The organism is Maricurvus nonylphenolicus (genome assembly GCF_042854845.1).
GTDB lineage: Bacteria > Pseudomonadota > Gammaproteobacteria > Pseudomonadales > Cellvibrionaceae > Maricurvus > Maricurvus nonylphenolicus.
The window spans coordinates 1240295-1254310 of the sequence record NZ_AP031498.1; the positions used below are offsets into that span (position 1 = coordinate 1240295).

Sequence of the window (14016 nt, forward strand, 5' to 3'; positions counted from 1 at the left end):
TCATATGCATTATCAAAAAAGTGAGCGAGGCTTTAGTCCTTTCAATAGCTTTATTTTCACTTCATTATTTTATATTGCAGTTTCCCAGCTGCTGATATCATCATCTTTTGCCAAGACTGTTGATGTTGTCTCCCTCATGCCCCCTGTCGGGGTTCTAGGGCAAGCACCTCATGGTTTTGCATCAGAAGTTACGGCGCTTACGAATGGTTCTCTAGAGGTGCGTGTTAAATCAATGAAGGAATCAGGTGTGCCTCTTCCTGCAATGATAGATCAAATTGACTCGGGTAAGCAGCAGGTATTTGTTGCTCCTCCAGAAACATTCTTTATTCAAGGCGCGCCTCAGCGCTTTGGGATATTGTTGACTTCCGGTTTCCCATTTGGGCTTAATGCTCAAGAGTATTTGTCCTGGTACTATAACGCTGGTGGGCAGCAGTTGATTCAAGAAATATTTGATCGTAAAACAGCACACGCTAATGTATTAGTGTTTCCACTTGCTGTCAGTACTAGTGAACCGCCTGGATTTTTTACAGATTCGATACCTAACGACCCGGATAAATTTAATAACAGTAATATAACTTACCGAATTAATTATTTAGGGTCTAAAGCTATGAAACTTGCCTTCCCTGATTTGAATATGGTGACGACGCCTGCTGGCAGAGTTCCTGTTGATGATTTATGTACTGGTAAGATCAATGGAACTGAACTGGGTACTTTGTCACTTTATGATATCTTTTTCTTTGATAAATTTAGTCACCCGAATGGGGATAATATCGTTGAGTGCGGTTTTAAGCATCTTTATTTGGGAAGCTGGCAGCAGCTTTTATTAAGCTCATGGATGGCTATTAATAAAACGTTTTTTGAATCTTTGGCGCCCCATGAGCAACAGGCGATTATCACTGTTGCGAGAGCTGGTGTAAGTCGATCGTTGACTACCGATATCGCCAAAGGGGCAAGGGTTCTTTATAAAGCTGCAGAGGCTGGAGTAACAATTCATTCGGGTCTGCCACCTAAAGTCCTAGATCGTTTAAGGGAAGCAACTTCGGATGTGCTGAATAGTGAGTCTGAAGCAGATTCTGATTTTGCTAAAATTGTAGAGGGCATGAAAGGCTTTGTGAGACACAATCGGCCCGCGCTGTTATATGACGGGGTTAGCCGTCAGCAGCGATTTAAGTTGTTACCGGTGTGGGATTCAGATTATTCTGTCGTAGAGCAACAAGAGTAATATTACGAAGATCTTAACTAGCTGCATAAAAGAGGGCGCCAAATATCTGTATCGATTTTGGCGCTATCTCCTATTTCTTGGCTTTCTTGGCAAGCAGGTCTCGTTGTTCTTCCATCTGGTCAATGACATACTGACGAATCTTTGCGACTTCAGCGGGCTTAGCATCTATTTGCGCCATAATGTAAGGTTCGAAAACAGCCCATGCCAGTTCTATGGCCATTTGGCTAGCCATAAAACCCTTGATTTCGGTAGTTGGCTTTCTGTGACCCAAAAGCTTGGTGATTGCTTTCATTATGTGGCGGGGGACTGAGGTATTATCTTCTATATCCAGGATTGCTAGGTCCAGTTGGTCATCCAGTATCGAACGGATAACGGCTTGAACATAGTTTTGGTCTCTACCCAGAGTAAGGTGCTTAGGGCCTTCAAATTCATCAAGTCCACCTTCCCTTGCATGCTCTTCATGTTCACGAGCTAGCTTTTTAATAGCTGCCGTAATTAACCCTTGCTTACCTCCGAAATAATGATGTATCTGCCCATGATTAACGCCGGCATGGCTAGCAATATCTCTAATGCTTAAGGCGTTGGGGCCTGTAGAGGCAAGGAGTGTACAGGTCGAATCAATTAATTTTGCTTCTACAGCTTCTCTGCCGCGAGCGGATGGGGTGGAATTGTTGCTGCCTGCCATGTTTGTAGATCACAGTGTTGGTTATTGTTAGCCGATGAGGTTTCATCGTTACTCATGCACTGATATTAACATAACCAAAGATAGTAGTGCGAGTAAGTGAATACTAGCTATAGAGTAGTGATGAAAGCCTTTTGTCATTCTCCAGTGCGTATTTTAGGGCTTTCGTTGCTTTTATAATCGTTGGGCTTTGAACTGAATCAATAGCAGGATACCAATTCTTCTCACGTTTTAGTCGATCGTAGTATTTAGGAATAGCGACTAATTCAAGCTCTTTGCAGTAATATTCTAGCCAGCCAGTCTCTTCAAGTCGTAGTAAGGTGCATGCCCAAGTAAGATCTGCAAGGCTATAGCTTCTTCCTGCCAGCCAGGGAGACCCTTGCAGTTGACCTTCCAGGTTTAATAAATGCTTGGTCATTGCATGGCGACTATCCATTACCAGCTTGCTAACTTTCGGAATTCTCAAAAAACGATGTGCGCTGAGCAGTTTTGCGGCTAAAAAAATGAGTGGACGCCTTTTATCAGGGTGAAACAGCAAGCCCGTGACTATGCGGTGTGTTGGGATATGTTTAATAGCCTGAGCAAAGAGAGGGATAGATAAGGCTGGAATACACAATCCCGCGCTTTTACTCATGTCTGAGGTTAGTGGATCTCCCGAAAGAGAAGTGAGTTTTATCCACTTTTCCATGGACTTAACTGCCTGTGGGCATGAAGGCTTTAGGTGTGGAGCATCTGGAGTTGCATGCTGGGTTGCATATTCCAATATATCGTCTGACTCGTAGATAGGGTTGCCGTTGTGAACCAGTGTGGGTACTAGCCCGGCAGGGTTAATTCTTAGGTAGTCTGGGCTTATGGTCTGGTAATGACCTGTCTCAATGAGGTCTATCTCATGATGCCGATAGGGGATATTGAGGGTAGCCAGTACAAGCCGTACTTTGCGGGAGCAGTGTGAGAAAGGGTTACTGTAAAGTTCAAATTCCTGGTTATGTGGTAGGACCACGGTTGGATCCAGTCCGGCCGCAACGGGGTGTGACTTCCGTCGCCGTTTTTCCCTGATAAATGCTGCACATAGTATGGTAAATAGAATAAGCAAGGCTAGTGTTATAGATATCATGAATAAGGACCGTATTTATTGCTCGATAAACTGTTTGGGGGCAGAAGGGGGGTGCCCAGTTCGTTGTTTGTGATCTTTACCTCGTTATATGGATTTTATTTATCCACTTGACTAATGTCTATTTTAGACAGTAGACTAGAAATCCTATTTGGATGCAATAGGCGTGTTTTTCTGCCTGCGCCATCCAGCGGTGAATCAAGAGAGAGATGAGATGAAGAGCACTATTCTACGGACTATTTTATTCGGGCTTGGTCCGGTGATTAACCGAGTCTCAAAGCGGCACGCTTCATTTCGAGAAGAAGCTAGAAAGCACGACTGTGTTCTACAGATAAAGCTCAAGAATAATAAATTAGGACGTTATTTCATCTTCAAAGATGGACTAGTGACTTCTAGGGCGGGAATTCATGAAAACCCTGATGTTGGTCTGGTTTTCAAGAATTTAAATGTAGCCTTAAAGATTCTCAGTCCTACGGCAGATATTGCTTACAAGGTTCATGCGGCAAAAAATTTCCTTATGGGAGTAGAGGGGCCAGACTATTTAAGTAACTGGATTCTTAAGCTGATGCAGCGTGTTGCGTATGAGGGGTTCTCGTACGGAACTGCGATGAAGGATGGCTCGAAACGATACACCACTATAACAAATGGTGGTCCACTTCATGTTTATGTCAAAGAAGGAAAAATCCTTCGCTTAACGCCTATCGATTTTACGGATGAAGATGCCGGGAGCTTTAAAATTGATGCCCGCGGTAAGACCTTCAAGCCTAAGCGGCAATCAACCATTGCTCCACATGCTTTATCAAATAAAGGCGCGGTATATTCAGAGAATCGTGTTCTATATCCTATGAAGCGGGTTGACTTTGATCCAGATGGTGAGAGAAACCCTCAAAATAGAGGTATATCCGGGTACGAAAGAATCAGCTGGGATGAGGCTTTGGATATTGTTGCTAAAGAAATTAATCGCCAGAAGAGAGAGCATGGGCCCGGATCCATATTTTTGCCAACGCCTTCTCATCATCAATGGGGAAATATTGGTTACTACTTGAGTGCCTTGATGCGTTTTGGCAATCAAATTGGATTTACTCGCATGGCCATGAACCCTGACAGTTGGGAGGGGTGGTTCTGGGGTGCTCAACACCATGTGGGGCATTCGATGCGAGCTGGTGCTTCACCTGGTTATGGCACGATGGAAGATTGCATGAAGGAAGCTGATCAAATTATCTTTTGGTCAGCAGATCCTGAAAGTACTAATGGTATTTATGGTGGATTTGAAAGTACCCAACGTCGGCTTTGGGCCAAAGAAAATGGCATAGAGTTCGTTCATATCGATCCTCACTTTAATCCTACAGCTCAGTTGTTAGGCGGCAAATGGATGCCTATCAAGCCAGCGACTGATGCGGCATTAGCAATTGCAATCATGTATGTGTGGCTTGAAGAAGGCTTGTATGACAAAGATTATGTCGCGACGCGAACTACCGGTTTTGATGAGTGGTGTGAATATTTATTGGGAGCCAGTGATGGGGAGCCTAAAACACCAGAATGGCAGGAAAATGAAACCGGGGTACCCGCTCGGGACGTGCGTGCTTTAGCGCGTTCATGGGGAAAGAAAAAAACCTATCTGGGCTGTGGTGTAACAGGGACGGGTTTTGGTGGCGCTTGTCGAGGTGCAACTGGAGCGCAGTGGGCTCGCTGTATGGTTATGATGTTGGCTATGCAGGGGTGGGGTAAGCCTGGAATCAACATGGGTCACCTTACCGCAGGTGCTCCACTGGATTTAGAGTTTTATTTCCCTGGCTATGCTGATGGTGGTATTTCGGGGGATTTAGCGAATAACGGCAACATGGTAAACAACTATCAACGTATGCCCCATGTGCTGTCCATGAATCCGGTCAAGCAACAGATACCTAAGCAGAAAATTCCTGAAGCAATCATAGAGGGTAAATGTACGGGTTATCTATGGGATTGCGCATCCCAGGAAAATCAATTTACGCCTTTTGAATACCCGATGAAAGGATATTCACCGATTCGCATGATTTATCGATATGGAGGTTCGCTATTCGGCACTGCAACTGAATCAGGCCGATTCGCTGAAGCATTCCGGCATAAGAGCATCGAGTTTATTGTTAACCAGTCTATCTTTATGGAGGGTGATGCAAAGTTTGCCGATATCATTCTTCCAGCATGTACGTCATTTGAGCGTTGGGATATCGGGGAAGCCTGTAATGGCGGTGGTTATGGCCACCATAGTGTCGAGATGCTTAACCATCGGGTTATTGCGCTTCAACAGAAATGCATCGAGCCTTTAGGAGAGTCGAAGTCAGACTATCAAATTTTTGAAGAAATATTAGAGCGGCTCGGGCTTGGCACTGTTTTCACTGAAGGGTGTAGTGAGTTGGATTGGTGTAAACGACAATTTGATTCATCAGATCTACCTGACCACATTTCATGGAAACAATTTGTAAAGAAAGGGTACTTTGTCGTGCCTGCTGAAGAAGAGGAGTTACGGGCACCTCTAAGCATGAAGTGGTTTGCCGAGGGCCGTAAAAAAGATATCCCTGAGCCTCAACCATTGCCTTCACAATTTGCTGAAGAATTCGGGTATGGATTACAAACACCCAGCGGTAAGTTTGAATTTGTCCCCACAATCTTGAAACGTAATGAGAAGGATCATCCGGATAGACCTGCGGTAAATCGTTATATACCTTCATGGGAGGGGCTAAGAACAACAGAGCTTGTTGATAAATATCCCATTCAGATGATTGCTACCCATAGTCGTTATAGCTTCCATACTTATGCAGATAACAAAGGGTTTACTGACCAGATTAAGGATCATCGCCGCTTGATTCATGGGCATTATTTTTGGGTTATCCAAATTAATGCAGATGATGCGAAAGATCGTGGAATTAAACAAAACGATCTCGTCAAGATTTACAATGATCGAGGTGCCGTAGTTTGCGTGGCTGAGGTGACGCCAATGGTTTCTCGACGTATTACTAAGGGTTATGAAGCTAGTGCAAAGTATATGCCTTTGAGGGTTGGCGGTGAAATGGTAGAGATTGGTGGGTGCTTGAATAACCTGTCTCCTTCTCGAAGCCAGACACAGGGTACTCATTCAATGGGGCCTAACTCTACATTGGTTCAGATCGAAAAATATCAAAACGTAAATGCTTTAAGGCAAGTATTGATGCAGCGGGCTAGTTAAAAGGTACAGCAATGAAAAAGTGGAATCTTATTATTGATGTTGAGCGTTGTGAGAATTGCAACAATTGCGTGCTGGCTGCTAAAGATGAGTACGTTGGCAACGAATATCCAGGATACAGTGCCGCTGCGGATCACACTGGTGCTGAGTTAATTTCTATTACGCGTAAAAACCGTGGTACTGGCGCTCTTATGGATACTGCCTATCTGGTAAAAATGTGTAATCACTGTGATGATGCTCCCTGTATAAAAAATGCCAGCGATGTTATTCACAAACGCGATGATGGCATTGTTATTATTGATCCAGATAAAGCTAAGGGCCGTAAAGATATCGTTAAGTCTTGTCCGTATGGGGCAATTGTTTGGAATGAGACGCTGAAAGTTCCTCAAACCTGGATATTCGATGCGCATTTACTGGACCAGGGGTGGGATAAACCTCGCTGCCAGCAAACCTGCCCTACAGGTGTATTTGATGCTGTGAAAATTACTGATGCTGAGATGGCTAAGCGTGCTGAAGAGATGAAACTTGAAACCTTAGGTCCGTATTTTGGTGAGAAAGCGAGAGTCTTTTATAAAAACCTTCATCGGGTAACTAAGAATTTTATTGCGGGTTCGGTAGTTACTGAGAATGAAGGAGTAGAGGAATGTGTTGCGGGAGCTAAGGTTTCATTGTTGTTAAATGGCAGTGTTGTTGCAAATACGTTGACGTCTGATTTTGGTGAGTTCAAATTTGATCATATTGACTCGCGCACTAAGGGTTATCAAGTTGTAATTGAAAAAGATGGTCTGGCAGAGATTTGCCGTACTGTTGACAGTGTCAATGAAAGTATTTGCTTAACTGAAATTTCGATGGCTGCACAGTTGCAACCTTCAGTAAAGGAAGAGTCTAGCTGTATTTAAAAATTTTGGCTGTAGAAAAGGTAGGAACCTGAAAGCTTCAGTCCCATCATCACTTTAAAAAGAGATAATTTACTATGACAGTTGTTGACCATTTTATTGGTGGTAAGGCAGTAGCCAATGACTTTGATGAATCCTCAATTTACAATCCATCTACCGGAGAGAAAATCTCTACCGTACTTCATGCTGACATTCAAGAAGTTGACCTTGCGGTTGCTGCAGCGAAAGAGGCGTTAGTTGGATGGTCTGTATCCGGATTGCAGAAACGCGCGGATATTCTCTTAAAAGCCAGGGAAATATTATCATCACGTGCATCTGAATTTGTCGAAATTATGATGCTTGAAGGTGGAAAAACCCGCGAAGATGCTATGGCTGAATTCGGCAAGGGATTGGAAGCCATCGCTTATGCATCGGGTGTAGTGAGTTGGTATACCACACACTTAACCCGTAATGTATCAGGAGGAATTGATACCTATGATGCACGGTTTCCTATAGGTGTAGTGGGCACGGTAAGTCCTTTTAACTTTCCTGTGATGATTCCTGTAATCCAGAGTTCAATGGCTATCGCCTGCGGAAATACAGTTGTAGCAAAAGCTAGCGAGAAGGTTCCTACCTGCTTGCGTAAAATTGCAGAGGTATTTAAAGAGGCGGGATTACCCGATGGCGTTTTAAATGTCATTAATGGGGATCGCGTTGTTGTAGATAGAATACTGGAGCACCCTGATGTTGCAGGTGTGACTTTTGTTGGAAGTACCACCGTTGCGAAAAAGGTAAGAGTCGCTGGTGTTGCAAATGATAAGAAAGTTCAGGCATTTGGTAGCGGTAAGAATCACATGATCGTATTACCTGACGCTGATATGGATATGGCTGCTGATGCCGCTGTGTCTGCCGCTTATGGTGCTGCAGGTCAGCGTTGTATGGCGATTTCTGTGCTAGTGGCTGTAGGCGATGCGGCTGACTCCTTAGTGGAGAAAATTAAAGAGCGGATTCCTGCGGTTAAAACCGGGCCTGCAACAACTCCTGGTGTGCAGTTGGGACCAGTGATTAGTCGTGAAAGTAAGGATCGAATTCATTCTTTTATTGCATCCGCTGAAGGTGAAGGTGCTGAAGTTGTAGTCGACGGTCGAGATGTTGAAGATGAAGGGTATCTGGTGGGAGCTACACTTTTTGATCATGTTAAACCTGGAATGTCAGTTTATGATAATGAGATTTTTGGGCCTGCGTTGAGCGTAGTACGAGTTGATACTCTTGAAGAAGCTATGGAAATTGCTGAACAGCATCCGCTTGGTAACGGTGCAGCTCTGTTTACTCGTGATGGTGGTGTTGCTAGAGAATATGTTGAAAGTGTTCAGGCCGGTATGGTGGGTATTAATATCCCTATTCCTGTGCCGACATTTTCTCATAGCTTTGGTGGTTGGAAAGATAGTGCCTTTACTGAGACAAAAGTGACAGGCCCAGAGTCGTTATCGTTTTATACCAGAATTAAAGCGGTTACTACTCGCTGGCCTGACCCAGCACAAAGCTCTGTTAATTTAACCTTTATGTCAGAAGACTAGGATTGATCCGATTTGGGGAGAACTCTCTGCGTACTCTCTCTCTTTGCGCGGCTTTATGCCGCGCCTTTTTTTATCTCCCATAAGAAGCACGCAATCTGTTGTCATCCTGATCTCGAATATATTCTCCATTAAACATAAGCTCTGAGTTATATTCATGTGCGAATAGGGCTGATGAAGTGGTAAAGTAAAGGTCTAACTTATTTATGCGGAAGATAAAGTTACCTCTCGATTGAGATGCTTAAGACTAGGTTTGAGGGTATAGTGCAATGACAGATGTCGTAAAAGTAGATAGAGGTGCTCGCAGGAAAGCTCGTACACGTAAAAAGCTTCTGGAAGCTGCTGGGGAGTTAACCCTGGAAAAAGATCTGGAAGATATCAGCATTGTTGATATCACCGAAGCCGCCGATGTGGGGTTGGGTACTTTTTATAATCACTTTGATTCCAAACAGGAATTACTCAAAGCCTTGTCTGATGATTATCTGTTGGCACATGTAGCCGAGCTGGATAAACTGATTGAAGGGATCACCGACCCTGCAGAAATCTTTTTGGTGTCGTATCGATATACCGTGCAATGTGTGAGTGATCAAAAAGGCTGGCACATTATGCGTCAGATGCCCCATAGTTATGTTCGTGATCGATTGGAAGCACGTAGCATGGCCGATTCGATGCGTGGGGTAGAGTCCGGGCGTTTTAACATTCCACATCCGGAATCGCTGGGTAAATTTTTTAATTGTTCAGTTGTAGGTATCATGTGGGGGGTTGCCGATAAGGATGTTACTCTGGAACAGGCTGAAAGTTATGGGGTGTATTTTTTACGTCTGCTTGGTATCGATGATGTTGAGATTAAGCGCCTGATGGCGCTCGATTTACCTCGCTACCAAGATTAATACAGTCTAACAGGGGGCCCTTGTAACCCGATCCTTCTGTGATCTATTTAATATGTAACCCCCGATCCTGCTTCACATCTTCAATCACCACATAAGTGTGGGTTTGTGCTACACCGGGCAACTCCACCAGTTGCCCTAATACCACCCGGTATTGCTCCATATCCCGAAAGCGTAACTTCACCAGATAATCAAAACCGCCCGCTACCATGTGGCACTCTGCTACCTGCGGTATATCCACCAATGCCTCTTTAAACTGATCGAACACATCACCGGTGGTGCGATCCAGCGTAACTTGAATAAAGGCCGACATGGCCTGGTTGAGTTTAGCGGCATTAAGCTTGGCGCCATAGCTTTCTATAAAACCGTCGGCCTCCAGGCGTTTAACCCGTTCAAGGCAGGGGCTGGGGCTGAGGTTTACCTGTTTGGCGAGTTCGACATTGGAACAGCGGCCGTTGCGCTGTAAGTGGTCGAGTATGGCGATATCGGTACGGTCGAGCTGGCGCATAGTAAGAGTCAAATTATCTTGTCAGCATAATATGCTGTTAATTTACTTGGGTTGGAATATCTTACTGAAAAATGGGGAAGTTCAGCCGCATATTCTATGAGTATTTAACTATAGTACAGCATATATGATGTTGAGACTATGAAGGGCTTTTCTATGCTTACCCACCAGCCATTCCCTGCTATTGATGCTTTTACCCAGGCTTTTCGTGATACCTACCGCCAGGATGAAGATGTCGTTATTGAGTCCCTGTTGCCACAGGCGAAGCTGGCAGCAACGGTACGAGCTCGGGCATGGTACAGGGCGCGTGAACTTGTCGTTGGCATACGTCGTGCCCAAACCGGTAAGGGCGGTGTGGATGCGCTGTTAAATGAATTTTCCCTTTCGACCGAAGAAGGCATTGTCTTGATGTGTCTGGCTGAAGCTCTGTTGCGGGTACCGGATAAAGAAACTACTGACAGTTTAATTCGAGACAAATTAACCCAGGGGGACTGGTCTTCACATTTGGGGCACAGCGATTCCCTGTTTGTAAATGCCTCTGCTTGGGGGCTGTTGCTGACCGGAAAGGTCGTGAGCTACAACGACTCGCAACAGCAGCAAATAGGATTATTAAAGAAAACGGTTAATCGGTTTGGGGAGCCTGTGATCCGCTCGGCGGTGCGCTATGCCATGCAGATCATGGGTACCCAATTTGTTATGGGTAAAACCATCGGCTCGGCTCTCAAGCGTGCTGAGGCACAAGAGGGCCGCGGATATCGTTACTCTTACGATATGTTGGGCGAAGGTGCGCGCACGCAAGCGGCGGCGGATCGTTATTTCCAAAGTTATCTGGATGCCATTCACAGTATTGGTAAAGCGGCTAAGGGTCGCGGGCCCATGGAAAGCCCGGGGATTTCGGTCAAGCTCTCGGCGATCCATCCGCGCTATGAATTTTCTCACCGCGAACGCGTGTTGAATGAGCTGGTTCCACAGCTTAAAGCACTAGCCTTGGTGGCTAAGCAGTACGATATTGGTTTTACCGTTGATGCCGAAGAGGCCGATCGGCTGGAATTGTCGCTGGAAATTATCGGGGCTGTATTTGCCGATCAGGATCTTGACGGTTGGAATGGTTTTGGATTGGCAATTCAGGCCTACCAAAAACGTGCCTTGTTGGTTGTTGATTGGGCGCGAGATCTTAGTAAACAAGTCGGTCGCAAAATGATGGTGCGCCTGGTTAAGGGAGCCTACTGGGATTCAGAAATTAAATGGAGTCAGGAAGCTGGTCTGGCCGATTATCCGGTATTTACCCGTAAGCCATCAACCGATGTGTCCTATCAGGCCTGTGCGAAAGCATTGTTAGCTGCTCGAGAATATTTGTACCCACAATTTGCCACCCATAATGCCTACACCGTTGCCAGTATTTTGGAAATGGATGATGGTCATCTTAATCCGGTTCGCGAGGGTTATGAGTTTCAGCGTTTACACGGTATGGGTGAAGCACTATACGATCAAGTTTTAGAGAAGGAACTGGTTTCTTGCCGTATTTATGCGCCGGTGGGAGAACATGCCGACCTGCTTGCCTACTTAGTTCGACGTTTATTGGAAAACGGGGCTAACAGTTCTTTTGTTAACAACATTGTTGATGAAACGATTCCGGTTGAATCCTTGTTGCAGGACCCGGTGGAGCAGGTAGAGAGCTGGGGTCAAAAGCGTAACCTGTCTATTCCAAAACCTCTGGATATATTATCGAAATCTAAACTTGAAACAGGGCAGCGTCAAAACTCTATGGGATTAGAGTTGAGTGATGTGAATACGGTAACTGCGTTAAAAGCCTCTATGGAGCAATGGTGGCAGAGCTTTATAAAATCCGATAGTGGTAGTACCGATGTCGTTAAGGATGCCGTTAAGGTTATGAACCCGGCTAATCACCAGGAACAGGTTGGCAATATCCAGTTCGTAAATGAAGAAGATATAGAAGCCAGCATTAGTCGCGCTGAAAAAGCCTTTACCACCTGGTCTGTTACGCCGGTTGTAGAGCGTGCAGCGCTGTTAAGGCGTTTGGCGACTGTGTTGGAAGACAAGCATGCCTGCCTGATGGCGCTATGCACGAAAGAGGCAGGCAAAACCATTGCCGATGGTGTGGCAGAGGTGCGTGAGGCTGTTGATTTCTGCCGCTATTACGCTGACCGTGCTGAAGAATTGATGGCCGATGAGAGTCTGCAGGCCCGCGGGGTTATTTTGTGTGTTAGCCCCTGGAACTTCCCGTTAGCCATTTTTCTGGGGCAGGTCGCCGCCGCATTGGTTACCGGCAATACCGTTGTTGCTAAACCGGCGGAGCAAACCAGCCTGATTGCCATTGAAACGGTGAAGTTAATGAAAAGCTGCGGCTTTCCTGAAAGCGTGGTGGAATTGGTGGTTGCGCCGGGTAAACCGGTGGGGGAAAAGCTGGTGCCCGATTCCCGCATTCAGGGTGTGATGTTTACCGGTTCTACCGATACTGGTCGCTGGTTATCCAAAACTCTGGCTAACAGAGCCGATGTTGGTATCCCGTTGATCGCCGAAACCGGTGGTCAAAATGCCATGATTGTGGATTCAACCGCACTGCCTGAGCAGGTGGTTGATGATGTGATTCAATCTGGTTTTCAGAGTGCGGGTCAACGTTGTTCGGCGCTGCGCGTATTGTTTTTACAGGATGATGTTGCCGATAAGATCATTACCATGATCAAAGGGGCAATGGATGAATTACATATCGGGGATCCAGCCTTACTTACCACCGATGTGGGCCCGGTCATTGACGCAAAAGCGTTGGCCCGTTTACACAGTCATGTTGATGATTTAGCCGCGTTGCCCGGTAAGGCATCGCTTTTGCACAAGCTCGAGATTCCAGGTTCCTGTACGTCAGGTAATTTCTTTGTGCCGCATTTATTTGAGTTATCTGAACTTTCCGTACTGAAACAAGAAGTCTTTGGCCCGGTGGTTCATGTCATCAGATTTAAAGCCGGCCAGATAGATGCAGTGATTGATCAAATTAATGCGACGGGTTTTGGCTTAACCCTGGGAGTACATAGTCGTATTGAAGGTGTGTGTAATCGTGTAGCAGACAAAGCCCAGGTGGGTAATGTGTATGTTAACCGCAATATGATCGGCGCTGTAGTCGGTGTTCAGCCATTTGGTGGCTGTGGTTTGTCGGGTACCGGACCTAAAGCCGGTGGTCCCCATTACCTGTCTCGCTTGGTTACCTGTGGTGAATCAGTTGAAGCGCCGAGAGAGAAAGTATTTAAGCCTGGCATTGCTTCGGCGAATCTCCAATCTAATGAGATTCGATCAGTGCAATATCAATGGGCAGCGTTGTCGCTAGAGAAACGTGAGTTAATTATGCGCAGCTTTGTAAGTTGTTTGTCAAAAGATGTTCTTTCAAAAATACCCTCCTCTGTTTCGGATGTGATTAATTGGCTGCAACCACAGATAGACACATTAATGTCCAGAATTGATCAGGATCAGATATTACCGGGTCCCACTGGTGAAAGTAATTGCTTAAAAGGGCGAGCGCGTGGAGTATTGGTTGCATTGCTCGCTGATGAGGATAACTTTGAAGTAAATGTTAAGCGCGTATTGATCGCCTTGATGGCCGGTAATGCCGTGGTTTGGTTGGTGGCAGAGCAGCATCAGGCTATGGCTGAAACAATAGTGAGTCATTTGCGCAAGGCTGGAGTTTATGAATCTGTCCTTATCTTGAAGTCGATAGATTGTGCCGGAGATCTTCTTGCGTCAGAAATTATTGATGGGGCTTTGATTAACCGTGGGGCGGTGTGTGCACACTGGGCTCAATTGATGTTGGCAGAGCGAGAAGGTGCTTTATTGCCGTTGATTACTGAAACCCGTCCTGAGTTACTTTTACCTCGATTACTGCAGGAGAAAACCGTGACTGTGGATACTACGGCTGCTGGTGGTAATGCTTCTTTGATGACGATGGGGGCATAGG

At 45.6% G+C, this 14016-nt stretch carries 9 protein-coding genes and 1 pseudogene; 6 read left to right on the top strand and 4 right to left on the bottom strand.

Annotated features, from left to right (window positions below; all coding sequences use genetic code 11):
• Nucleotides 1–4 precede the first annotated feature (4 nt).
• Nucleotides 5–1222 carry a hypothetical protein gene (locus ACGHZ6_RS05215; protein WP_390617756.1) on the top strand — a complete coding sequence of 406 codons (1218 nt, stop codon included), beginning with the start codon at nucleotides 5–7 and terminating at the stop codon, nucleotides 1220–1222.
• Between the two features lie 70 nt (nucleotides 1223–1292).
• Here the strand turns inward: ACGHZ6_RS05215 and ACGHZ6_RS05220 are convergent, their stop codons facing one another.
• The 3 genes and pseudogenes from ACGHZ6_RS05220 to ACGHZ6_RS05230 all read right to left on the bottom strand — a co-directional run.
• The gene (locus tag ACGHZ6_RS05220; RefSeq protein ID WP_390617757.1) at nucleotides 1293–1907 is read right to left on the bottom strand and encodes a TetR/AcrR family transcriptional regulator; all 615 of its coding nucleotides are present in this window, start codon (nucleotides 1905–1907) and stop codon (nucleotides 1293–1295) included.
• 103 nt (nucleotides 1908–2010) lie between these two features.
• Entirely contained in the window at nucleotides 2011–2592 is a 582-nt protein-coding gene (locus tag ACGHZ6_RS05225) for a glutathione S-transferase family protein (protein ID WP_390619147.1), read from the bottom strand.
• A gap of 63 nt (nucleotides 2593–2655) precedes the next feature.
• Nucleotides 2656–3018 (bottom strand): annotated as a pseudogene (locus ACGHZ6_RS05230) (glutathione S-transferase family protein); the annotation flags it as partial.
• A gap of 211 nt (nucleotides 3019–3229) precedes the next feature.
• Here ACGHZ6_RS05230 and ACGHZ6_RS05235 point away from each other — a divergent pair.
• The 4 genes from ACGHZ6_RS05235 (at nucleotide 3230) to ACGHZ6_RS05250 (ending at nucleotide 9553) form a co-directional block, all read left to right on the top strand.
• A complete protein-coding gene (locus ACGHZ6_RS05235; RefSeq protein WP_390617758.1) occupies nucleotides 3230–6217 on the top strand; it encodes a molybdopterin-dependent oxidoreductase in 2988 nt (995 codons plus the stop codon).
• A gap of 11 nt (nucleotides 6218–6228) precedes the next feature.
• Complete coding sequence (locus ACGHZ6_RS05240; protein ID WP_390617759.1) at nucleotides 6229–7113, top strand: 4Fe-4S dicluster domain-containing protein; 885 nt, start codon at nucleotides 6229–6231, stop codon at nucleotides 7111–7113.
• Nucleotides 7114–7187: 74 nt separating this feature from the next.
• Nucleotides 7188–8666, top strand: coding sequence for a CoA-acylating methylmalonate-semialdehyde dehydrogenase (mmsA, locus tag ACGHZ6_RS05245; RefSeq protein WP_390617760.1), 1479 nt, complete (start codon nucleotides 7188–7190; stop codon nucleotides 8664–8666).
• 266 nt (nucleotides 8667–8932) lie between these two features.
• Nucleotides 8933–9553: a TetR/AcrR family transcriptional regulator gene (locus tag ACGHZ6_RS05250; RefSeq protein WP_390617761.1), complete on the top strand. Its 621-nt coding sequence runs from the start codon at nucleotides 8933–8935 to the stop codon at nucleotides 9551–9553.
• Between the two features lie 43 nt (nucleotides 9554–9596).
• Here ACGHZ6_RS05250 and ACGHZ6_RS05255 read toward each other — a convergent pair whose 3' ends face one another.
• Nucleotides 9597–10058, bottom strand: coding sequence for an Lrp/AsnC ligand binding domain-containing protein (locus ACGHZ6_RS05255; protein WP_390617762.1), 462 nt, complete (start codon nucleotides 10056–10058; stop codon nucleotides 9597–9599).
• Nucleotides 10059–10211: 153 nt separating this feature from the next.
• Between ACGHZ6_RS05255 and putA the strand changes: the two genes are divergently transcribed.
• Complete coding sequence (gene putA / locus ACGHZ6_RS05260; RefSeq protein ID WP_390617763.1) at nucleotides 10212–14015, top strand: bifunctional proline dehydrogenase/L-glutamate gamma-semialdehyde dehydrogenase PutA; 3804 nt, start codon at nucleotides 10212–10214, stop codon at nucleotides 14013–14015.
• Nucleotide 14016: the final 1 nt, after the last annotated feature.

Excerpts from the sequence above, each read along its gene's own strand:
- ACGHZ6_RS05220 (WP_390617757.1), bottom strand. The coding sequence starts at position 1,907 with ATGGCAGGCAGCAACAATTCCACCCCATCCGCTCGCGGCAGAGAAGCT.
- ACGHZ6_RS05240 (WP_390617759.1), top strand. The coding sequence starts at position 6,229 with ATGAAAAAGTGGAATCTTATTATTGATGTTGAGCGTTGTGAGAATTGC.
- ACGHZ6_RS05235 (WP_390617758.1), top strand. The coding sequence starts at position 3,230 with ATGAAGAGCACTATTCTACGGACTATTTTATTCGGGCTTGGTCCGGTG.
- putA (WP_390617763.1), top strand. The coding sequence starts at position 10,212 with ATGCTTACCCACCAGCCATTCCCTGCTATTGATGCTTTTACCCAGGCT.
- ACGHZ6_RS05225 (WP_390619147.1), bottom strand. The coding sequence starts at position 2,592 with ATGGAAAAGTGGATAAAACTCACTTCTCTTTCGGGAGATCCACTAACC.
- ACGHZ6_RS05215 (WP_390617756.1), top strand. The coding sequence starts at position 5 with ATGCATTATCAAAAAAGTGAGCGAGGCTTTAGTCCTTTCAATAGCTTT.
- ACGHZ6_RS05255 (WP_390617762.1), bottom strand. The coding sequence starts at position 10,058 with ATGCGCCAGCTCGACCGTACCGATATCGCCATACTCGACCACTTACAG.
- ACGHZ6_RS05250 (WP_390617761.1), top strand. The coding sequence starts at position 8,933 with ATGACAGATGTCGTAAAAGTAGATAGAGGTGCTCGCAGGAAAGCTCGT.
- mmsA (WP_390617760.1), top strand. The coding sequence starts at position 7,188 with ATGACAGTTGTTGACCATTTTATTGGTGGTAAGGCAGTAGCCAATGAC.